Consider the following 22110-nt stretch of genomic DNA (forward strand, 5'->3'; position numbering starts at 1 on the left):
AAAAAATTTGAGAACATCGAACACTTCAAGCAAGAACTTGAACAATATATTGACTACTACAATCACACACGTATAAAAACAAAACTAAAAGGCATGAGTCCGATACAATATCGAACTCATGCCTCGAAAGCTATCTCATAAAAAACCGCGTCTAAATTTAGGGGGTCACTTCAAAAAGGGCTGTCTTTTTTCATATTGTTTACGGAAGCAGTTTTTGTACGTACTCCTCAAACGGTTGTGAGAGTGGTTTCTTCGATACTTCTTCCTGTTCATGTATCGTGACATGATCCTCTGTCACGATCACACGACCTGTTGGTGTCAGTTTGGATGCAAGCGGCCTTTTGTTAAAAGGAGAGGCTTCATTTTCATAAATCTCATGCCTCAATTGCACAAGTGTATCTTCACCGACTTCTTTCAATGTAAAAGCATAACCTGTTTCAGCACCCGCTCCCCTATCCAATTGGAGTAGATGGGTTCCTTTTTCTGTTTCCTCTGCGTTCACTCGAAAACGAAGGGACGGTGCTTCCACCCATTCACCTGTAAAAGGGACGGGCTGAAGGGGTAAATTCACACCAAATCCTGCATCAATGAGGTAGCGCTCATGGTGATGTTGAAGGACGATGGCTACATGCGTCCCATCCAGTGCCCACTTCTCCGCTTCTTTGTTATATACGGTCCCTTGAACGAGCTGTACAGCGAGACCTGCCTCTTTTAAGACATAATATAAGAGCGGATTGAGGTCATAGCAAAGCCCACCTCTGCTGCCTTCCAGAAGATGAAGCTTCAAACCTTCTTGATCCAAAGCATAAGCGTGTTTACCCACCACAGATCTATTTTCAAAAGGAAAGGTATAAGCCATCTTCCTTAGTAAATCAGGCAATTGTTCAAAGGTAATGGACGAAGCTTCGTATCCAATTTTCTGTAAAAAGGCTGATTGAATCACAACTTTCCCTCCTAAAAAAACTGAGCCCTTGAAGAGACTCAGTTTTCTTGATTGATAAAATCCGTTAACGCATCGATGGCTTCTTGTTCATCTGCTCCATCAGCTATTAGTTTGACGGTGACCCCAGAGCTGATCGCAAGGCTCATCAGTCCCATAATACTCTTCGCATTGACTTTTTTCCCATCTTTCTCTAGAAAAATATCAGCACCAAAACGATTGGCTTCTTGAACGAACAAAGCAGCCGGACGTGCCTGCAAACCCGTTTTCAGCTGAATTGTGACCGTTTTTTCCACCATATGATCTGCCTCCCTTTTTTATTTCCCTATTTGAGTGTAACAGCTTGTCCGTTTCTTAATTGTTCTGCAATTTGATCTAGCTTTCTTAAACGGTGATTAATGCCTGATTTGCTGATCTTGCCGCTTTCCACCATTTCGCCAAGTTCCTTTAGTGTGACTTCTTGGTAGTCAATACGCAGTTGCGCAATTTCACGCAGCTTATCTGGCAGGGCGTCTAGTCCAATCTTTTCGTCAATGAATTGAATATTTTCAACCTGGCGCAGTGAGGCACCGATCGTTTTATTCAAGTTTGCTGTTTCACAATTGACGAGCCGGTTCACAGAATTCCTCATATCTCGGACGATGCGCACGTCTTCAAAACGAAGCAATGAGTTATGAGCACCCACAACACTTAAGAATTCCGTAATTTTCTCCGCTTCCTTCATGTATGTGATAAAGCCTTTTTTGCGTTCAAGTGTTTTACTATTAAGATGGAATTGATTCATGAGCTCACAAAGGGCATCATTATGTTCTTTGTATAGTGAAAAAATCTCAAGGTGATACGAAGAGGTTTCTGGATTATTCACAGAACCTCCTGCTAAAAAAGCACCTCTCATATAGGAACGCTTGCAGCATCTTTTCTTCACAAGTTCTTCTGAAATGTTACGTTCAAATACAAATTGTTCACCTAATATCTTCAGGTCCTCTAAAATGGTTTTCGCTCGTTCTACCAGTCTGACAATATACACATTATTCTTTTTTAATCTCATTTTTTTACGAACGAGCAGCTCGACAGTCACATCGTATTTCTTTTTCAAAAGAGTATAAATACGTCTTGCAATGGCTGCGTTCTCTGTCTGGATATCTAAAATCAATTTTCGATTAGAAAAAGATAATGAACCGTTCATACGGATGAGGGCAGAAAGCTCTGCTTTTGTGCAGCAGTCCTTCACTTCCAGATTAGTCAGCTCTTTTTTTGTTTCGGATGCAAATGACATCCTTGCCACCCCCATTCCTATTTTTTCTGATGCAGCAAATCGACAAGCAGCGCAGCTACTTTCAGCGTGTCATGACGAATCACATGCTGGTCATATGTAATGATTTCCCCAGGGATGACTTCTAGTCCCATGGCTTTGAGTACATCTGTGTCGAATTGTACAGGCTGCGCCTGCTCTTCTGCATATTTTGCTTTGATTTCTTCTGGAATTTCTTTATTGTTCACAAATATCGTATCGATAAATGGTCGGTCCATATGATCGTTTAGTGCCTGCACATGATCAGCTGCACTGTAGGAAAGCGTTTCCCCCGGCTGTGTCATGACATTACAAATATAGACTTTTTTCGCCTTAGAACGAATCACTTCTTCGCCAATATGCGGTACAAGCAAGTTTGGCAAGATACTTGTATACAAGCTGCCAGGTCCGAGGACGATCAAGTCGGCTTCACGAATGACTTGAATCGATTCTGGGAGCGGTTCAATCGTATCGGGTGTGAGGAACACTCGTTTAATTCGCTCACCATAGGTTGGGATTTTTGATTCTCCTGTTACCACTTGCCCATTTTCTAATTCAGCATGAAGAACAACACTTGAATTCGCTGCTGGCAATACTTTTCCTCTCACATTTAAGACCTTGCTCATTTCTGTGACGGCATGAAAAAAATCACCGGTTATATTCGTCATAGCCGCAAGAATGAGATTGCCGAGAGAGTGGCCTGTTAAGTCATTCCCTTTATTAAAACGGTGCTGAAATAAATCTTCTACAAGCGGTTCGACATCAGAAAGTGCCGCAAGGACATTCCGAATATCGCCTGGAGGCGGAATATTCAAATCATGTCGCAGTCTGCCTGAGCTGCCTCCATCATCAGCAACCGTTACAATAGCGGTAATATCCACTGGCTTTGTTTTTAGCCCTCTGAGCAAAACAGATAAGCCAGTGCCTCCGCCAAGAATGACCACCTTTGGAAGTGTCGTCATCTATTTTCTGCTTCTCTTTTCAATGTCCCGGTGAGTGACATGAGTATAGTAGTCATTTTTAAAATACTCCGATAAGTAGTTCGCTAGCGTCACTGATCGGTGCTGTCCACCTGTACAGCCAATAGCGATCACCAGCTGACTTTTCCCTTCTCGTTTATAGGACGGAAGCATAAAGCTGAGAAGGTCGATTAATTTCTCTGTGAACTTTTGCGTTTCACTCCACTTCATGACATAGGAGCGTACTTCTTCATCATTTCCAGTCTGTGGACGCATGCTCTCAATATAGTAAGGATTCGGCAGAAATCTCACATCAAATACAAGATCAGCATCAATTGGCAAGCCGTACTTAAAGCCAAATGACATCACATTCACTGTAAACACTTGCCCCTGATTCGTAGCAAAGTGTGTGACAATCTTTTCTCGAAGCTGTTTCGGTTTCAAATCCGATGTATCAAAAATCATTTGAGCTCGGCCTTTTAACTCTTCTAACAGATCGCGTTCCATCGCGATTCCTTCGAGCGGCAAACCTGTTGTCGCAAGAGGATGCGAACGTCTCGTTTCTTTGTATCTTGAGACAAGTACCTTATCGTTTGCATCTAAGAATAATATTCTTGGTGTGATCCAACCAAGATCACTCATTTCATCTAAGGCTGCAATTAAGCTATCAAAGAATTCGCGTCCGCGCAAATCCATCACAAGGGCCACCTTGCTCATCTTTGAATTGGATTCCTTCATAAGCTCTAGAAACTTCGGTAAAAGTGATGGCGGTAAGTTATCCACACAAAAGTAACCTAAGTCTTCAAAGCTTTGGATGGCAACGGTTTTCCCCGCACCTGACATCCCTGTAATAATCACAAGCTGAATATCATCTTGTTTGTGCGTATTCATGCCTGCTCCCTCTCCTTCTTTATGAAAACGGTTCATTTATTAGTCTCCTTGAGGATCTAATCGATAAGCAATCAGCTCAAAGTCTGGTGTATACGTAAAAGTGCCGTGGAGAAGTCCTTTCCCTTTCAACATGAAGTCAAGAATATGGGAATCTCCTGGAGCCATCGGCAAGCTGGGTACATCTTTTACATCATGCCATTTTAAAATGCCTTCCTCCGACTCTGATACGTTTTTTCCTGTAAAGGAATCTGCCATAAAGGTGAACATCATCCACTCTTGAACGATTTGATCGCCTTCTTTTATGATAAAGGTAAACACGCCTTTTAGCTGCGGATTTAAAATATAAATGCCTGTTTCTTCTCTAAATTCTCGAACGACTGAATCCTTGACCGATTCTCCGCTCTCCATTTTGCCGCCAGGTGCTACCCACCAGCCTCGTCTTGGCTTTTGCAGCAAGAGAACTTGATCTTCGTGATGCAGCACACAATTGGTTACTCGTTGCATCAGCTGTCACCTACTCTTTTATGTCTTTTTCTTATTATACAGGTTCATCATGACTCCCACAATGAACATGCCCGTTCTTCACTGAAAACAGACAGGTTTTCGTATGAATATGGTGACGGGCACTTTCTCTATTCTTTATTTTACAACATGTAACGGTTCTCCATGCGTCATTTGTGAACATCTCGTGAATTTCTGATTTTAAGCAAAAAAAAGGACACGGATTCACATCCGTGCCAAACATGTATTCCTTATAAAAGGGGGTCAATTACTAGTTTTATCATAACGGATAATTGTTTCACCCGTGTTACATTCCAGTTAAAAGCCCGTGACGCAATATTAAGGATTTACGACAGCTGTTTATTTCATTGCTTTTAGCTTTTCAGCAAGCTCTTCTACATAATGCTGTGCACTCTGTGCTGCAATACTTCCATCACCTGTTGCTGTGACGATTTGACGAAGTGTTTTCTCACGAATGTCACCAGCTGCGAAGATTCCTTCAACTTTTGTTTCCATTCTTTCGTTCGTCTCAATGTAGCCCTCTGCATTTGTAATCCCTAGATTTTCAAATGGTTTAGACAGCGGCAACATACCGATGTAGATAAAGACGCCATCTGTTTTGAAGTCTTCTTCCTCACCTGTCACGGTATCAATTAATGTCACACTGCCGACTTTCCCATTTTCTTCATTGATTTCTTTAACGGTTTTGTTCCACATAAAATCGATTTTTTCATTATCAAATGCACGTGCTTGTAAGATGCTTTGGGCACGAAGTTTGTCGCGTCTATGGACAATAGTGACTTTAGATGCAAAGCGAGTGAGGTAAACACCCTCTTCTACTGCTGAGTCTCCTCCACCAATCACGACAAGCTCTTTGTTTTTAAAGAAGGCACCGTCACATACAGCGCAGTATGATACGCCGCGGCCGCCAAGTTCTTTTTCGCCTGGTGCACCGATTTTTTTGTATTCAGCACCTGCCGCAATAATGACAGAGCGTCCTTTGTATTCTTTGGAACCAGCTTTGACGATTTTGTACTCTTCTCCATCTACAATTTCTTTAATATCGCCATACGCATACTCGGCACCGAATTTCTTTGCATGCTCAAACATTTTATTTGAAAGTTCCGGCCCTAAGATGCTTTCAAAGCCCGGATAGTTCTCGACATCTTCCGTATTCGCCATTTGGCCGCCTGGAATTCCTCTTTCAATCATCAGTGTTGAAAGATTTCCCCGTGATGTATAAACAGCGGCTGTCATTCCGGCAGGACCCGCTCCAATGATGATCGTATCGTAGATTTTTTCTTCTGACACAACTGTCACTCCCTCTTCAATTGCTGCTAGCATTTCTTATTAGAATGCCCTTGGGTGATGCTTCCATTCATGACAGAGAGCATCATTTCCACTCTTAGCTTTTATTCCTTACCCATATCCTATTAAATCTGCGGATAATAAGCGAATCATTTGCTCATATCTTCAAAAAAAGAAAAAGCTTCCTTAAACTGCTGTTTAAGGAAGCCTGTTTACGGTTATATAGTAAGTAATGATTTATTCAACGACTCTTCTTACAACGCCATTGAATGCTTTTTTCCAGTAAACGTTGCTCATAGAGTCAACTGAAACACCGCGAGAGCTGTTATCGTTCAAGAATGTACCGTTTCCTAAGTAAATACCAACGTGTCCATTTACTTTATACGTATCAAAGAACACAAGGTCTCCGCGTTTCATGTCAGATGCACTTACAGCTCTTCCTTTACCTACAAGCGTATCTGTTGTTGTACCGCCAACTGGTCCAAGGTTGATGCCTGCTGATGCAAATGCCCAGCGAACGAATGAAGAACAGTCAAAACGACGTGCGTCAATATCGGCTTGTGATCTGCCGCCGCCCCATTTATATGGAGATTGTCCTACAATCGTAGAACCTGTGCTGATTGCACCTTCGATTCCGCCTACATTATTGCTGACAGGTGATCCACCGCCAGAAGATGGCTTTTTGCTTGGTGAACTGCTGCTATTGTTATTTGAAGATCCACTGTTATTTGAAGAAGAACCGCTGTCGTTATTAGAGCTGTTGTCTTCTGCTTGAACACTAGCTTGACGCTGCTGTTGTCTTTGTGCTTTTTCTTCTTTTGCCTTTTGAGCAGCTTCTCTTGCTTCTTTTTCAGCTTGTTTTTGAGCAGCGATTGTTGCGTCTTTTTCAGATGCAATGCTGTTTGCCTCAGTGTTTAACTCGCTGATTTGAGAAGAAGCACTTCCTTTTTGCTTTTTCACTTGCTTGAATAGCTTGTCTTTCTCATCAAGCTGTTTATTTAAGTCTGTTTGAAGTGTTTCAAGCTTTGCAAGCGTCTTTTGAACATCTTCAAGCTTTGTATTTAATTCGTTTTCAGACTTTTGTAATTCTGCTTTGTCTTTTTCTTGTTCTTTAATGATTTCGCTGTCTGCGTTGATTAATGTAGATACAGCACCTGCACGGCTGATGAAATCGCTAAAGCTTTTTGCTCCTAGTAATACATCTATGTATTTCGTAGAACCACCGCTTTCTTGAAGCGCACGTACACGCTTTTTCAAGAATTCGTTTCTTTCTTCGATACGTTTTTCTGTATCAGCAATTTCTTTTTTCAGTGCTTTGATTTCTTTTTTTGTTTTTTCGTTTTCTTTTTGTTTTTCTTCGATTTGATCACTTGTTTTTAAAGCTTTTTCGTCAATTTCTTTTAGCTTTAGCGCAAGTGCCTCTTGTTTTGCCTCAAGCTTTGAAAGCTCTTCTTTTTTCTTTTGAAGATTCTTGTTTACCTCTGACTGCTTGCTGTCTAGTTCTTGTTTCTTTTGTTCAAAGTTCTGTGCATTTGCTTCATGAGTAAATGGAATAAATAAACCGCTCGCTCCAATCACCGAAGCTAAACCGAAAGTAATAAACTTTTTCACGTATAGTTCCTCCTTTGACAATTTCCCAAGCGACATGAGAAAGCAGCAAATTCTCTGCGACCAATCTGTGCTTCCTGTGTCTTTCTTCCTGATGATTCAGTCAGATGTTGACCAGATTGTTTCTATCACTAGGTGTTGCATTATGTATAGTAAAATATTTAAATATATGTCTTTGTTTTAATCCACGAGTTTCATTATACATGACACATCGACAAAATGAGCTAATATTTTTATTACATTTATGTTTCAAATAGATGTCGAGATTGTCATACTTCGCCAAATCCTAGCAAATCCCACCTTTTTATCCAAGAAAAAAGCATGACCTTTTCGGCCATGCTGCTGTTATCTGAATCTATTTACCTATTCAAACCATGAACGCACAAATAATATTCTCATATTTTGACAGCGTTTGAACGCTGATCTGAAAAGAAGCTGCGATCTCTTTTTTGCTGACAGCTGATTCTTCTTGTTCATTCATCCATAGATAATAAGAAGCTGCTGCCCATGCAATGGCATTTTTCTTCTCTACGCCTGAAGCGCGTGCTTGCTGAATAATATGGAATAACCAAAAATATGGCATGTGGCTATCAGGCTGCACCGCTTCTTCCAAAGCAGATGCCGCCTGTTTTGCGAAGACCGCATCTTCTGAAAACGATCTTTCTTCCATTTGATCTTCAAATAAAAGTAACTCAATAAACTGCTGTTCAAAGGCCGTTTTCGCAGCGCGGGAATCAAGAACAGATTGCAAGACGTCACGTTCACCTTTTTGTTTGCTGACATAGTAGGCAGTGAGTCGTTCCTCAATTGAAACCATTGGCTCAGACTCCTCTGGTTTATCTTGCCACGGCTTGATTTCATCTGCATCAATATCTTCTTCCACCATCTTATCCCAGACGGTTTGCGCCAGCGTTTTGTGGCCCGTATAATAGGCTGCACTTGCCAGCCAGTATAAAAACGTACTATCACCTTGGAAACCTGTTTTATACAAAGAATAAAGCCATTTAAATGCCCATTCAAATTCTCCAACAAGGGCAAATGTTGCGCCAAGCTTATAACGCTGTTCACTTAATATTGGATACACGTGCGTTAATTGCTTCGCTAACAGATTGACCTTTTCTTCTTCTTTTTCATAATGATAGAAAACAAGCTGATTACAAAGGGCATGCAGATTACCGGGATTTTCATGAAGGACCCGGTTCAACATTTCTTTTGCCTGATCGATTTGGCCAGAATAAAAATAGGCCAAAGCGAGATTATTATACGCTGACCAAAACTCTGGATACTCAACAATCATCTGTTCCAGCATCTCGATTGCTTCATCCAGCCTGCCGCTTTCTAGCAAATGGTTGGCTTGATCCTGCTTTACAATCAGATCATCCTGATCATAAGGAAAATCTTCATCAACATCGTCACTCATATCAAGCAGATCGAGGAGATCGTCATTTTCATCTGCAAATTCCCCGTCTTCTTCCAGCGCAGCATAAGCAGTGGCGCATCTATATGCCTCTTGAAACAAACCGAGATTCGCATAATTATTGGCTTTAAAGTAGTGACACTCTGACATGTTCTCATCCAAGTGTTCAAGGATAAAATCAAGCAGTTCATTAGATTGTTGGTAATGACCCATTTCAGTATAAATAATGGCAAGCTGCGACAGCATTTCTACATTTTCAGGCTCAAGTACGATGGCCCGCTGGATCAGCTTACTTGCCCTAGACAGATTTCTTTCTCTATATGCTTTTAGACCTTTATGAAAAAAGTAATGCCCATCTTGGAATAGCTGGACGACTTGTGTGTGATTATTTTGAGAAGTGTATTTACTCACCGATACCCTCCATTTCGAACAGTGTACCGTGTGTAGTATAACATACTTCATGAGTCGTCACATAGAACAAAAGGAAAGGAAGGATTTGTTTTTCATTTAAAAGCAAAAAGCCGGGGGTACCCCCAGCTTTTCATTCCCCTTGATGGCGCTTTTTCAATACCTTTAATACATCATCAAGAGGCAGCTGCTGTTCACGTAATAACACAAGAAGGTGATACAGGAGATCTGCTGTTTCCCATTTCAATTCTTCTTGATCACGGTTCTTCGCTGCAATGATGACTTCAGAAGCTTCTTCCCCTACCTTTTTCAGGATTTTGTCGACTCCTTTTTCAAATAAATAGGTTGTATACGCTCCTTCTGGCATTTCCATCTGCCGCTTCGCAATGACCTGTTCCAGTTCATTTAAAATAGCAAAGCGGTTTTGTTCTCCCCTTTGCTGTTTCACGCCCTCTTCCGAAAAACAGCTATAGCTGCCTGTATGGCAGGCTGGGCCGCTTGGTGTCACTAGAACAAGCAGGGCATCTTGATCACAGTCATAGCGAATAGATGTAACACGCTGGGTGTGTCCAGATGTGGCTCCTTTGTGCCAAAGCTCATTTCTCGACCGGCTAAAAAACCATGTTTCCCCTGTCTCTAATGTTTTTTCATAGGATTCTTGATTCATATACGCCAAAGTAAGAACTTCCTTGCTTTGAGCATCCTGTACAATGGCAGGAATGAGACCTGCATCATTAAAGGTTAATTCGTTTGCCTGTTTCATCTTACCTTCACCCCGTGTTCTCTCAAATATGTCTTCACCTCTTGAATGGAGGTTTCTTTATAATGGAAAATAGAGGCTGCGAGTGCGGCATCAGCTTCACCTTTTGTAAAAGCCTCCAGCATATGCTGCGCATTGCCAGCACCTCCTGAAGCAATAACTGGCACTGTGACTGCTTCTGATACAAGCTTCGTCAAACGATGCTCAAAGCCCGTTTTCTCACCATCGGCATCCATGCTAGTCAGCAAGATCTCGCCTGCTCCTCTTCGCACGGCTTCTTTCGCCCAGTCACTCACTTCTAAATCCGTTTGACGGCGTCCTCCGTGCGTATAGACCATGTATGCTTGTTTCTCTTCATCGTATTTCGCGTCAATCGCAACAACTATGCACTGTGAACCAAAAAAGTCGGCTCCTTCTGTTATTAGCTCCGGTCTTAAAACAGCCGCTGTGTTCACAGACACCTTGTCTGCCCCCGCTCTTAATATACGCTTCATGTCATCAAGGTGGTTAATCCCGCCGCCCACCGTGAACGGGATAGCGAGAGTGGATGCCACTTGTTTGACCACATCCACCATCGTTTTTCGGCCTTCATGAGAGGCAGAAATATCAAGAAAGACGAGTTCATCCGCACCTTCCTCGTCATAGATCTGCGCTAATTCGACCGGATCACCAGCATCCTTCAACCCTAGAAATTGGATCCCTTTGACCACACGCCCTTCCTTTACATCAAGACATGGAATGATTCGTTTTGTCATCATATGCTGTCAAGCCCTTCAAACGCTTCTGCTAAAGTAAATTGCTTTGTATACAGCGCCTTGCCAATGATGGCACCAGACACACCTGTCTGCTTTTGTGCTGACAGCTTTTGCAGATCACCTACTGCACTGACACCACCTGAGGCAATGACTTGTTTGCCAGTTGCTTCTGCTAATCGAACCGTACTTTCCACATTTGGACCAGACAGCATGCCGTCCATTTGAATATCCGTGAAAATGAAGACCTCTGCGCCTTCCTTTGCCAGTTCCTTACCGAGTTCCTCCGCCTTCACTTCCGATGTTTCAAGCCAGCCTTCAGTCGATACAAAACCGTTTCGTGCATCAATGCCAATGGCGATTTTCTCCCCATATTGCGCCAACATTTTTTTCACAAAAACCGGGTTTGACACCGCTGAACTGCCAAGAATGACTCTCGATACGCCATTGTTTAAATAAAATGCAACATCTTCTTCTGTCCGAATGCCGCCGCCAATTTGAACATTCACATCTAATGAGGAAGCAATCGCCAGCACATGCTCGTGATTCACGCGTTTTCCTGCTTTTGCGCCATCTAAATCAACGAGATGTATCCATTTTGCTCCTTCATTTGCAAACCGTCTCGCCATGTCTAACGGTGAATCTCCATAAATGGTTTCTTGGTCATAGTCTCCTTGCACAAGTCGTACACATTTGCCATTTCTCATATCAATTGCTGGATATAATATAAAATCACTCATTTGCTCACCCTCTGTTCGTTTGCTAATTGAATAAACTGTTTCAGCAGTGCCATTCCTGTTGTACTGCTTTTTTCAGGGTGAAACTGCGTTCCAAACACATTCCCCTTCCCAACAACGGCAGGTACTTGAACGCCATAGGGCGCACTTGCCAATAGATCTTCTGGATTCATGCCGCTCACATAATAAGAGTGAACAAAGTATGCAAATCCTTCCGGCACACCGTCAAACAACAGAGAGGGTTGATGAAATGTGAGCTCATTCCAGCCCATATGAGGTACCTTCAGCCTTTGTCCATCCTGATCACGATCCTTCAAAAGAACGACACGTCCTTTTAAAAGGCCTAACCCTTTTGTTTTACCTGCTTCTTCACTTTCTTCAAACAACAACTGCATGCCAAGGCAAATGCCAAATAACAGCTTTCCTTCCTGCACGACTTGGTGGATAAACGTCTCAAGTCCTGTCTGTCTTAACAGCTGCATCGCATCACGAAACGAACCGACGCCTGGCAAAATGTACGCATCTGCCTTTTTCAGCTCCTCTGCTTCAGAAGACACGATATAAGACGCTCCTGCTCGTTCCAGTGCTTTTGATACGCTAAACAAATTTCCCATTCCATAGTCAATGACGCCAATCATTAGAGCATCCCCTTTGTCGACGGAATCCCTTTCACACGCGGATCAATGGTTGTTGCTTCATCTAAGGCGCGTGCCATCGCTTTAAAAATGGCTTCAATCATATGGTGGGTATTGGTTCCATAGTGAACGATCACATGCAGATTGATTCGTGCTTCAAGGGCAAATTTCCAAAGAAACTCATGAACCAGCTCCGTATCAAAGGTGCCGACCTTCTGACTCGGGAAATCCGCTCTCATTTCCAAATGAGGACGATTACTTAAATCCACGACGACTTGGGCGAGAGTTTCATCCATTGGAACAAAACTAGAGCCGTAGCGCTTAATTCCTTTCTTATCCCCGAGCGCTTCTTTCAACATCTGCCCAAGCACAATGCCAATATCTTCTGTTGTGTGGTGATCATCGACATCTGTGTCTCCTTTTGCATCTACAGTTAAGTTAAAGTGTCCGTGCTTCGTGAATAAGTCGAGCATGTGCGTCATAAAAGGGACATCGGTCTGAATATCCGCTTTTCCTTCACCATCAATCTCTAGCGCTAACGAAATGTTCGTTTCATTTGTCTGTCTCGCTGTTTCCGCCTGTCTCATTTTGATTCCTCCCGCTTTCTCGCTTCAATCGATCTTGCATGTGCTTCAAGCCCTTCTAATCTTGCAAAAGCCGCAATGCTTTCCCTATGTGTTTCGAAGGCTTCTTTGCTATATGAAATGATGCTCGTTTTCTTTTGGAAATCCGTGACACCAAGCGGACTGGAGAATCTTGCCGTCCCGTTTGTTGGTAGCACATGGTTCGGTCCTGCGAAGTAATCCCCTACCGGCTCTGGGCTGTAACGCCCTAAGAAAATTGCTCCAGCATGCTTGATTTGACCAAGTAGTGATTCTGGATACGCCGTCAGCACTTCTAAATGCTCTGGGGCTAACTGGTTCACGATATCAACTGCATGATCCAAAGATTCTGTCACGTAAATATAACCATGGTCTTGAATAGATTGTGCTGCGATTGATTTCCTTGGCAAATTATCAAGCTGCGCTTGCACCTCTGCTTGCACTGCTTCAGCCAATCCTTTAGATGGTGTCACCAAAATACTAGATGCCAATGCATCATGCTCTGCCTGTGAAAGCAAATCAGCTGCCACCTCATGTGCAGTTGCCGTTTCATCTGCTAAAACAGCAATTTCACTTGGGCCCGCAATCATATCAATGTCTACTTGACCAAATACTTCCCGTTTGGCAAGTGCTACATAAATGTTTCCTGGACCGGTGATTTTATCAACAGGCTGGATACTGTCCGTTCCATATGCAAGAGCGGCTATCGCCTGAGCACCACCCATTTTGTACATTTCTGAAATGCCCAGCTCCTTCGCTGCTACTAGTACAGCGTCAGATAGACGACCGTCTTTTCCTGGCGGTGTCACAAGGACAATTCGCTCAACGCCGGCAACAAGTGCCGGGATCACATTCATTAAAACAGATGATGGATAGGCGGCCGTTCCGCCTGGGACATATACACCGACCGCATCGAGCGGTGTTACTTTCTGACCTAGCATTGAGCCGTCCTTTTGGTGATAAAACCAAGAGGAGGTTAGCTGACGCTCGTGGTATGTTCGAATATTCCGGATCGCCGTTTTGATGATTTGGATCATCTCCGGGTCCAAACGTTCGTAGGCTTTTGTCTTTTCATCCTCCGTCACAAGTGGCTGTTCAATAGAGACACCGTCAAATTGCTTCGTGAAAGACCGTACGGCTTCGTCACCATTTTTTCTAACTTCTTCGATAATCCGCTGAACAGCCAGTCGCTGCTCTTCCGTTCCTGTATCTAGAGAACGCTTGAGTGAGAGAGTGTCTGTCTCACCTTCTTGTATGTAGGTGATGTTCATGATGTTTCCTCCCCTTCTCCTTCGATGATTCTTGCCAGACGCTGCGCCATTTCATCGATTACCGCATCCTTCATTCGATAGCTCACAGGATTGACAATAAAACGTGACGTAATGTCACAAATATGTTCCGTTTCGACAAGTCCATTTTCCTTAAGTGTTTGACCGGTGGAGACAATGTCAACAATTCGATCGGCAAGTCCGATGAGCGGTGCTAATTCAATGGAACCATTTAGCTTAATGATCTCCACCTGCTCACCTTGTTCTCTAAAATAAGAAGAAGCGACATTTGGGTACTTTGTGGCCACACGCGGCGCGACACCGCCCCAGCTGGCTCCCGGCAAGCCCGCTACAGCTAAATGACATTTGCTAATGTTTAAATCGAGCACTTCGTACACATCCCGTGCTTCTTCAAGCATGACATCCTTCCCTGCAATGCCCACATCTGCTACACCGTGCTCTACATATGTCGTCACATCCATTGGCTTCGCTAAAATAAAGCGGAGATTTTCTTCCGGCACATCAATGATTAGTTTTCTTGAATCTTCGAATTCCTCCGGCAGCTGATATCCAGCCTGTCTTAATAGCCCTGCTGCCTCTTCAAATATCCGCCCCTTTGGCATTGCCATTGTCAACACTTTACCCATTTTGCTCTTCCTTTCTAGCGCCGATAAAATAAGTCACTTGCTCAAATGCCTTGGTCATGGCATCGATATTTTCAATACCTGCTAAGTCTTGGAGAACAATCCTTTTGCCCTTTGTCCGCTCTTTTTCTGCAAAATCAAATGCTTCAAGCCGCTGTTCTTTACTAAAAATCACAGCCTCTTGGGGCTCATTTATTTCTTTTGCGTCGAGCGCTTCAAGAAGACGGTCTAATCGAAGTCCGAAGCCTGTAGCAGGTGCGGGTGCATCAAAGTGAGCAAGCAATTGATCATACCTTCCTCCACTTCCGATCACAGACCCAACATGATCTGCAAATACTTCAAACAAAATCCCAGTATAGTAGCTCATATGACTAACCATGCTTAAATCCAAACGGATATATTCTGTACAGCCGTAATCTTCAAGTGTCTCCCACAGCGCCTTTAACTCCGCCAGCACTTCTTTGCCCTCTTGTGACACCACAATTTCTTCAGCCTGCTGGGTCACTTCTTGACCGCCACGCAGCTCTAAAAGCTGGAGCAGCCTTGTTTTATCGATGGATGAGAGCGGCAATTGTTTGACATGCTGCCTGTATCCCACATAATTCTTTTCATATAAAAATCGGCGCAATACGTTCGCCCGCTCTGTATTCCCTAGTACATCTAAAAACAAGGTCTCAGCCAAAGCCACATGCCCGATCGCAATTTTGAAGGATTGAAGTCCAGCATTTTTTAATGCAAACACGACAAGCGCTATGACTTCAGCATCTGCACTAATCGAACCATCACCGATCAATTCAATACCGACTTGCTCAAATTCAGAAGGTCTTCCGCCTTCTCTTTCCTGTGCCCGAAACACGTTGGCTGCATAACCGACTCGAAGCGGATATGCCTGTTCGTGAAGCTTTGAAGCCGCCACTCTCGCAATTGGTCCCGTCATATCAGGTCTAAGCACAAGGGTTTGACCATTTTGATCAAGAAGCTTAAACAGCTGCGTATCTGTAATCGCCGATTGAACACCGACTGTATCGTAAAATTCAAGCGTTGGCGTTTCCATTAAACGATAACCCCAACTATTTATGACCTCTGTTAAAGAATGCCTAACTCTTTTCTTCGTCTCATACAATCCTGGTAATGAATCTCGCATACCATATGGTTTTTCAAACATGAACATGTTCCGCACCTCCAACACATTAAAACAAAAAATTCCGAATCCTTTAGTTCGCTAATATGATAATATGCTAACAAAATAAAGTGATTAAATCAATCATTTTTATTTTCCCCTTTTTTTCCTTAATCATTTGTTCATATATTACATTAAAATGACACCTAATCCTTTTTGATCTCTTTGCTTTAGGAACATGCTATAATACTTAAAAATATTGAATAACACAGGAGATTACAGTGAAATTCATCCAGACATTAATCTTAACTTTGTTGTGCGCATGTCTTGTTTATTTCGGCTTTATTTTCATTTCACAATTCGACCAAGTCAAGAAAACAACGTCACCGCAAGAAGCCAAAGAAAAAGAAAATGACACCGCACTAGCAGCAGAAGAAACGCATTCTACGAAAAAAACAGAAACAACACATTCTAGTTTAAAAGGAAATAAAAAAGCCATGGACGTCATCCTCTTTAATCAAATGGATGCACCAAAGCTTTATAACGGATGCGAAGTCACGAGCTTAGCCATGCTTCTTCATTACAGCGGCTATGAGCATATAACGAAAAACGCATTGGCAAACGAGATTAAGCGTGTCCCGCTCAATTATGAGAATGGCTTAAAAGGAGACCCTCATGACGGGTTTGTAGGCGATATGGAGAATGGGCCAGGTCTTGGTGTGTACCACGAACCCATTTATCAGCTTGCGAAAAAATATGCAGGTAATCAAGCGGTGGACTTAACCGGCAAGCCAGTCAAAAAGGCCATCTATCAATCACTTGAAAAAGGTTATCCTGTCTGGGTCATTACCACTTCGACCTTTGCCAAAACAGATAACATTGAAACATGGAATACACCAAATGGGAAAATAGATATCAGCTTTAATATGCACAGCGTGGTCATCACAGGCTATGACAAAGATCATGTCTACTTAAATAACCCATACGGAGAGAAGAATCAAAAAGTCGATCGTGAACAGTTTGAGGATTCTTGGAAACAGATGGGCAGCCAGGCGATTATCATTAAAGCATAAAACCCCGCTAAATAGCGGGGTTTTTATATTCTTATTCTGCTTCAGAAACCACAGTAAAACGTTCTCCAACATGAGCAGCTTGTTCTATCTCATCGACAAGCGCAACGGCGTAGTCAGCATAACTCACATAGCTGTCACCCTTTGAATTGACGATAAGATGGTCTTTGCCTTTCACATAAGCACCTGTCCGTTTGCCTGCTGGATTAAAGAAGGCTGCTGGACTTAAAAATGTCCATTTTAATCCTTCGGTCTTTTGAAGATCTTTTAAGTTTTCTCCTTGGTGTGAAGCAGTAGCAAGGTATTCCTTTGGAAACTCCGGTGTGTCCATCAGTCTAGTTGTTTTGGCCTCATCTACAAATAAACTTCCAGCACCTCCCACGACGATTAAACGCGTTTCTGGTGTCTCTTTCAAGAGATGAATGAGTTTTTTCCCTGCTTCTACATGAAGGTGCTCTTGTCCTGCTGGCGCACCAAATGCATTTACGATCACATCAAAACCTTTGACGTCTCCTGCCTCTAAGTGAAAAACATCCTTTTCTAAAACAGCTGCTGATGAATTAGTCACTTTTTGTGCATCTCGAACGATTGCCGTTACTTCGTGCCCTCTCGATTGAGCTTCTTTTAAAATGTGTTGTCCTGCTTTACCTGTTGCGCCAATGATTCCAATGTTCATGTAAATTCCTCCTACAATATAAGGTTATTTTGATCACTTAAGATGTAACCAAAATGGTTACAACAGAGGTAAAAAAAATTGAATAGATCATCCAATTTTTTTGATTAAAACCTGCGTTAATTCACTTAATTTGATCTCAGCAAGCACTTGCTCCATCGCACTTTGAGCACGGCACAAAATTAATTCTAGTACAGCTTGAATATTTGCACCGATCGGACAGTCAGGGTTTGGGCTTTCATGAATTTGAAACAACTCTCCCTCATCCACCACTTCAACCGCTTTATACACATCGAGCAGTGTAATGTCATCCTCACTTCGGTTTAATTGAGAACCGCCTTTGCCAAGACTCGTTGAGATTAGGCCTGCTTTTTTGAGCTTACTCATGATACGGCGAATGACCACTGGATTTGTATTGACACTTCCTGCGATATCCTCCGATGTCTGTAATGATCCTTTTTCAAGTGATAGCAAGGCCAGAATATGGACAGCGACAGTAAATCTGCTGCTGATTTTCATGTTTTCTCACCTCTGTTGTAATCATTATAGTTACACCAAGTTAGAATGTCAACAAAAAAGTCTGCCGAGCTACTCAGCAGACGTAGATTGACGTGCTTCCATTTCCTCTTTTGTATATATCATCCGCATTGGATTACCTCCAACAAAGGAGCCTGCCGGAACATCTTTGTTCACAAGAGTTCCTGCCGATACAATCGCACCATCACCAATTGTCACTCCAGGTAGAATCGTTGAATTTGCCCCAATTAAGACTTCATCACCAATATAGACTTCCCCAAGCCTATACTCTTTAATCAAATACTCATGGGACAAAATGGTCGTGTTATAGCCAATCACACTATTTCGACCGACAGTGATTTTCTCAGGAAACATGAGATCGACCATCACCATTAAAGCAAACGCCGTATCCTCCCCGACTTTCATTCGAAGGAAGGTGCGATAAATCCAATTTTTCATTCCCATAAAAGGCGTATACCTTGCCATTTGAATAAAGATAAAGTTTTTCACAACCTTGAGAAAGGGGACCGTCCGATAGACTTGTCTAAGCGAATTGACCCCTTTGACAGGATAACGATCTGTTTTTCTCAACTTAATCAGCTCCAACAATCGCCAAGAGATCACTCATTTTCTGCAGCATATAATCAGGGCGATGCTTTAACAGGGCTTCTTCTCCCTTAATAGACCAAGCAACACCTGCTGTTTTCGTCCCTGCCGCTTGACCAGATAAAATGTCGTGATAGTTATCGCCAACCATGATCGCCTCATGCGGATCACTGCCGAGCTTGGATAATGCCAGCTGGACTGGTTCTGGATGCGGCTTCTCATTTTGTACATCATCAAGTGTGACAATGACCTCAAAAAAAGGCTCCAAACCAGTCAGCTTTAATCCCATTAAAACCGTATCACGTATTTTTGTAGTCACAATACCAAGCTTAAACCCTCGATCCTGAAGAATTTTCAACGTGTCTAACACCGTCTCGTACTCCGTCACAAGCAGGTCATGCTGTTCATGATTAAACGTTCGATACATCTGAATCATGTCATCTGTCAGATTCGGATCCATTGCAGAGAATGTATCAAATAATGATGGACCAATGAAATGAAGGATATCCTCACGGCTGTATTGACCAGGGTAATAATGATCAAGCGTATGCTGAAATGAAGCAATAATTAATTCATTTGTATTGATTAATGTGCCATCTAAATCAAATAGCACTGTGTTAATAGTTGATTGGTTCATATGGCTTCCTTTCTAACAGCTGTATGTTCGCGCCTCCGCCAGATATAGCTGATGGCAGCTGTCAATAAAATAGCAGAAATAAGGCGAATAAGAAGAAGCGGCCAGACTGGAATACCTAAAGGAATGAAAATGAGTGTATCTTCGACCACCGCATGACACGCCACAAGGAAAATGAAAGCAAGCGTTAAATCCTTTTTGCTGACACCGTCCTCTTCCACTGCCTTCATCATGACGCCTGCCCCGTAGGCAAGACCAATGGTTAAACCAGCCACCATCGTCATAGACGTATTTTCTTTCATTCCAAGCATTCTCGTAAAAGGAGACAGCCACTTAGACAGCGTATGGAGCCACCCTAAGTCTCTCATAAATTGAATGATGATCATGAGAGGAATGACAATACAAGCCAGCTGCAGCACACCAAGAACAGCTTTCTGTAAAGCAAGAAGTACGATCATATACCAGCTAGAAGGCACATCAGCCGACTGAGCAGCTGTCAGCAAACCATATTGCGCCGGCTCCTCGCCTCCCTGCCAAACGAGGTGAATGACAATTGCTGACACGACGGCAAGACTGATTCTCACCAGCAAAATGACAGACACCCGCAGCCCAACCTTCGCCGCCACTGTTGATTCGATGATCAAGTTGTGACAAAAGGAGAGCATGACCGCTAAAATGAACACTTCCTTCACAGGCAGCTCTAATGTCAAGATGGCTGCAATACCCGCATACAAGTTCAGCATATTTCCTAAAACAAGCGGAATGGCCGCTTCCCCTGAAAGACCAAACAGGCCCATAAAAGGACGGATGAATTGTATCATCCAATCCATCACAGGTGTATGCTGCAAGATACTAACGAGAATGGTAACCGGAAAAATGACTTTTCCAAGTGTCCAAGTTGTCGATAACCCTGCTTTCAAGCCGTTTTTCCATGTCTCACCCATCTCTTATCCCCCTTGCTTAATTTGATGAGTTGTTCTCTTTATACCGTATAGATGCATATCCCTTGATTCTTCTAAACACAATCAGCAAAACAGCCACTGCAAATATGGCAATCGAAATCATCTGTGCAATTCGAAGATGCTCAGTCAGCATTAAGCTGTCTGTTCTCATTCCTTCAATGAAGAAACGGCCGATTGAATACCAGATTAAATAAGACAAGAACATTTCGCCTCGACGCAATGATGTTCTACGTAATAAGATTAATATCAAAACGCCTGCGATATTCCATAATGATTCATATAAGAACGTAGGGTGATAGTAGGTCCCGTCAATGTACATCTGATTAATAATAAACTCAGGCAGGTGCAAATTTTCTAAAAAGGCTCTTGAAACAGCCTCACCATGCGCTTCCTGATTAATAAAGTTCCCCCAGCGCCCGATGGCTTGCCCTAGTAAAATACTAGGCGCTGCGACATCGGCGATTTTCCAAAAGGACACCTTTCTCACTTTAGTAAAGACAATCGCTGTCAGCACCGCCCCTATTAGTCCGCCATGTATGGCAATTCCACCATTCCAAATCTTGATGATTTCATTTGGGTGCTGCTGATAATAATCCCATTCAAAGGATACATAATAAATTCGTGCACAAATAATGGCGATAGGAATGGCAAATAAGATGAGATCAATAAACATATCTTTATTGATGCCTCTTTTTTCACACTCCCTTAATGCGAGCCAGAGTCCAAGCAGGGCTCCGACCCCAATAATCACACCATACCAATGAACCGAAATAGGTCCGAGCTGAAAAGCAATCGGATCAATTGGTTGAATTGCTTCATTCATATAGACAGCTCCTATTCATCCTGGCCATTGTCTTCAATGACATCGGCAAGTTTACTTGTAAATTGTTCCGCTGCATTATGTCCCATTCGTTTCAATCTGAAGTTCATAGCAGCTACCTCGATGATGACCGCTAAATTTCGTCCCGGACGTACAGGGATGGTCAGCTTTGGTACATCTGTATCGATGATCCGCATTTTTTCTTCCTCAAGTCCTAAACGGTCATACTGTTTGCCTTGTTCCCAAAGCTCAAGGTTCATAACAATCGTAATTCTCTTATAGCTTCTGACAGCGCCCGCTCCAAATAAGGTCATCACATTAATAATGCCTAATCCACGGATTTCTAGAAGGTGCTCAATCAGCTCTGGTGCGCTTCCAACTAACGTATCCTGATCCTCTTGCCTGATTTCCACGCAATCGTCTGCAACCAGCCTGTGTCCTCTCTTCACCAATTCTAAAGCCGTTTCACTTTTTCCTACGCCACTTTTTCCAATTAACAGTACACCTACACCATATACATCTACGAGTACGCCATGAATCGCAGTCGTTGGTGCAAGCTTGCTTTCTAAGAAGTTCGTTAATCGACTCGAAAGTCTTGTCGTTTTTAAGCTTGAGCGTAAAACCGGCACTCCATTTTCATTTGAAGCTTCGATCAATTCCTTTGGTACTTCACGATCTCGTGACAAAATGATGGCAGGGGTAATATCTGTACAAAGAGACATCATTCTCTGCTTTCGTTCGCGTTCTGGGAGCTGTTCAAAAAAAGAAAGCTCTGTCTTCCCTAAAAGTTGAACTCTTTCTTTTGGGTAATATGTAAAATATCCAGCCATTTCAATACCTGGTCTGGAAAGATCACTGATTGTAATGGGACGATTAATCCCTTCTTCCCCACTTACCAGTTCAAGATGAAATTGTTCCATTATGTCCTTCGTACGAACTTTCGGCACGCTTCTTCCTCCTTTTATCACAGGCGTTTCAGAAATACAGC

26 protein-coding genes are annotated in these 22110 nt (G+C 42.7%); 2 read left to right on the forward strand and 24 right to left on the reverse strand.

Annotation, left to right across the window (positions count from 1 at the left end):
* On the forward strand, nucleotides 1-141 hold a 141-nt coding region (locus V7L95_RS04300; RefSeq protein WP_340968982.1), incomplete at its 5' end, for an IS3 family transposase.
* Between the two features lie 58 nt (nucleotides 142-199).
* Here V7L95_RS04300 and V7L95_RS04305 read toward each other — a convergent pair.
* The 17 genes from V7L95_RS04305 to V7L95_RS04385 all read right to left on the reverse strand — a co-directional run bounded on the left by V7L95_RS04305 (nucleotide 200) and on the right by V7L95_RS04385 (nucleotide 15892).
* On the reverse strand, nucleotides 200-943 hold the full coding sequence (locus V7L95_RS04305) for an arylamine N-acetyltransferase (RefSeq protein WP_035701499.1): 744 nt from the start codon (nucleotides 941-943) through the stop codon (nucleotides 200-202).
* A gap of 38 nt (nucleotides 944-981) precedes the next feature.
* Nucleotides 982-1239, reverse strand: coding sequence for an HPr family phosphocarrier protein (locus V7L95_RS04310; RefSeq protein WP_008348124.1), 258 nt, complete (start codon nucleotides 1237-1239; stop codon nucleotides 982-984).
* Between the two features lie 26 nt (nucleotides 1240-1265).
* The gene (gene whiA / locus V7L95_RS04315; protein WP_008348125.1) at nucleotides 1266-2216 is read right to left on the reverse strand and encodes a DNA-binding protein WhiA; all 951 of its coding nucleotides are present in this window, start codon (nucleotides 2214-2216) and stop codon (nucleotides 1266-1268) included.
* 17 nt (nucleotides 2217-2233) lie between these two features.
* Nucleotides 2234-3193 (reverse strand): YvcK family protein, encoded by a 960-nt coding sequence (locus V7L95_RS04320; RefSeq protein ID WP_008348128.1) that lies wholly within the window; start codon nucleotides 3191-3193, stop codon nucleotides 2234-2236.
* Entirely contained in the window at nucleotides 3194-4081 is an 888-nt protein-coding gene (gene rapZ, locus V7L95_RS04325; RefSeq protein ID WP_025208027.1) for an RNase adapter RapZ, read from the reverse strand.
* Nucleotides 4082-4120: 39 nt separating this feature from the next.
* Nucleotides 4121-4585 (reverse strand): 8-oxo-dGTP diphosphatase, encoded by a 465-nt coding sequence (locus V7L95_RS04330; RefSeq protein WP_008348133.1) that lies wholly within the window; start codon nucleotides 4583-4585, stop codon nucleotides 4121-4123.
* Between the two features lie 357 nt (nucleotides 4586-4942).
* Entirely contained in the window at nucleotides 4943-5893 is a 951-nt protein-coding gene (trxB, locus tag V7L95_RS04335) for a thioredoxin-disulfide reductase (RefSeq protein WP_024719880.1), read from the reverse strand.
* A 234-nt stretch (nucleotides 5894-6127) separates the two neighbouring features.
* Nucleotides 6128-7501 (reverse strand): NlpC/P60 family protein, encoded by a 1374-nt coding sequence (locus tag V7L95_RS04340; protein WP_340968219.1) that lies wholly within the window; start codon nucleotides 7499-7501, stop codon nucleotides 6128-6130.
* A 364-nt stretch (nucleotides 7502-7865) separates the two neighbouring features.
* On the reverse strand, nucleotides 7866-9326 hold the full coding sequence (locus tag V7L95_RS04345) for a tetratricopeptide repeat protein (protein WP_024719882.1): 1461 nt from the start codon (nucleotides 9324-9326) through the stop codon (nucleotides 7866-7868).
* 130 nt (nucleotides 9327-9456) lie between these two features.
* Entirely contained in the window at nucleotides 9457-10086 is a 630-nt protein-coding gene (gene hisIE / locus V7L95_RS04350) for a bifunctional phosphoribosyl-AMP cyclohydrolase/phosphoribosyl-ATP diphosphatase HisIE (protein WP_048001953.1), read from the reverse strand.
* A complete protein-coding gene (hisF, locus tag V7L95_RS04355; protein WP_008348145.1) occupies nucleotides 10083-10841 on the reverse strand; it encodes an imidazole glycerol phosphate synthase subunit HisF in 759 nt (252 codons plus the stop codon). Before hisF ends, hisIE begins: the two co-directional genes overlap by 4 nt.
* Entirely contained in the window at nucleotides 10838-11575 is a 738-nt protein-coding gene (gene hisA / locus V7L95_RS04360; protein ID WP_048003040.1) for a 1-(5-phosphoribosyl)-5-[(5-phosphoribosylamino)methylideneamino]imidazole-4-carboxamide isomerase, read from the reverse strand. The genes hisF and hisA overlap by 4 nt, the downstream gene beginning before the upstream one ends.
* The gene (hisH, locus tag V7L95_RS04365; protein ID WP_048003039.1) at nucleotides 11572-12210 is read right to left on the reverse strand and encodes an imidazole glycerol phosphate synthase subunit HisH; all 639 of its coding nucleotides are present in this window, start codon (nucleotides 12208-12210) and stop codon (nucleotides 11572-11574) included. Before hisH ends, hisA begins: the two co-directional genes overlap by 4 nt.
* Nucleotides 12210-12794, reverse strand: coding sequence for an imidazoleglycerol-phosphate dehydratase HisB (gene hisB, locus V7L95_RS04370; RefSeq protein ID WP_017357901.1), 585 nt, complete (start codon nucleotides 12792-12794; stop codon nucleotides 12210-12212). Before hisB ends, hisH begins: the two co-directional genes overlap by 1 nt.
* Complete coding sequence (gene hisD / locus V7L95_RS04375) at nucleotides 12791-14080, reverse strand: histidinol dehydrogenase (RefSeq protein WP_340968229.1); 1290 nt, start codon at nucleotides 14078-14080, stop codon at nucleotides 12791-12793. The genes hisB and hisD overlap by 4 nt, the downstream gene beginning before the upstream one ends.
* Nucleotides 14077-14724, reverse strand: coding sequence for an ATP phosphoribosyltransferase (gene hisG / locus V7L95_RS04380; protein WP_007500071.1), 648 nt, complete (start codon nucleotides 14722-14724; stop codon nucleotides 14077-14079). Before hisG ends, hisD begins: the two co-directional genes overlap by 4 nt.
* Nucleotides 14717-15892, reverse strand: coding sequence for an ATP phosphoribosyltransferase regulatory subunit (locus V7L95_RS04385; RefSeq protein ID WP_017357899.1), 1176 nt, complete (start codon nucleotides 15890-15892; stop codon nucleotides 14717-14719). The genes hisG and V7L95_RS04385 overlap by 8 nt, the downstream gene beginning before the upstream one ends.
* A 230-nt stretch (nucleotides 15893-16122) precedes the next feature.
* Between V7L95_RS04385 and V7L95_RS04390 the strand changes: the two genes are divergently transcribed.
* Nucleotides 16123-16914, forward strand: coding sequence for a C39 family peptidase (locus V7L95_RS04390; protein ID WP_017357898.1), 792 nt, complete (start codon nucleotides 16123-16125; stop codon nucleotides 16912-16914).
* 31 nt (nucleotides 16915-16945) lie between these two features.
* Here the strand turns inward: V7L95_RS04390 and V7L95_RS04395 are convergent, their stop codons facing one another.
* The 7 genes from V7L95_RS04395 to hprK all read right to left on the reverse strand — a co-directional run bounded on the left by V7L95_RS04395 (nucleotide 16946) and on the right by hprK (nucleotide 22069).
* Nucleotides 16946-17587, reverse strand: a complete 642-nt coding sequence (locus V7L95_RS04395) for an NAD(P)-dependent oxidoreductase (protein WP_007500066.1) — start codon at nucleotides 17585-17587, stop codon at nucleotides 16946-16948.
* An 87-nt stretch (nucleotides 17588-17674) separates the two neighbouring features.
* On the reverse strand, nucleotides 17675-18103 hold the full coding sequence (locus V7L95_RS04400) for an Rrf2 family transcriptional regulator (protein ID WP_003213266.1): 429 nt from the start codon (nucleotides 18101-18103) through the stop codon (nucleotides 17675-17677).
* A gap of 69 nt (nucleotides 18104-18172) precedes the next feature.
* Complete coding sequence (locus tag V7L95_RS04405) at nucleotides 18173-18691, reverse strand: acyltransferase (protein ID WP_017368116.1); 519 nt, start codon at nucleotides 18689-18691, stop codon at nucleotides 18173-18175.
* 1 nt (nucleotide 18692) lies between these two features.
* Nucleotides 18693-19343: a pyrophosphatase PpaX gene (gene ppaX, locus V7L95_RS04410; protein ID WP_017357895.1), complete on the reverse strand. Its 651-nt coding sequence runs from the start codon at nucleotides 19341-19343 to the stop codon at nucleotides 18693-18695.
* Entirely contained in the window at nucleotides 19340-20284 is a 945-nt protein-coding gene (locus tag V7L95_RS04415) for a nucleoside recognition domain-containing protein (RefSeq protein ID WP_025208037.1), read from the reverse strand. The genes ppaX and V7L95_RS04415 overlap by 4 nt, the downstream gene beginning before the upstream one ends.
* 16 nt (nucleotides 20285-20300) lie before the next feature.
* Nucleotides 20301-21125 (reverse strand): prolipoprotein diacylglyceryl transferase, encoded by an 825-nt coding sequence (lgt, locus tag V7L95_RS04420; RefSeq protein ID WP_046344550.1) that lies wholly within the window; start codon nucleotides 21123-21125, stop codon nucleotides 20301-20303.
* An 11-nt stretch (nucleotides 21126-21136) separates the two neighbouring features.
* Nucleotides 21137-22069 carry an HPr(Ser) kinase/phosphatase gene (gene hprK, locus V7L95_RS04425; RefSeq protein WP_003212943.1) on the reverse strand — a complete coding sequence of 311 codons (933 nt, stop codon included), beginning with the start codon at nucleotides 22067-22069 and terminating at the stop codon, nucleotides 21137-21139.
* Nucleotides 22070-22110 lie beyond the last annotated feature (41 nt).

Origin of the sequence: Bacillus sp. PPSBB_11, assembly GCF_038023285.1 — a bacterium.
In the GTDB taxonomy this organism is placed as follows: domain Bacteria; phylum Bacillota; class Bacilli; order Bacillales; family Bacillaceae; genus Bacillus; species Bacillus altitudinis.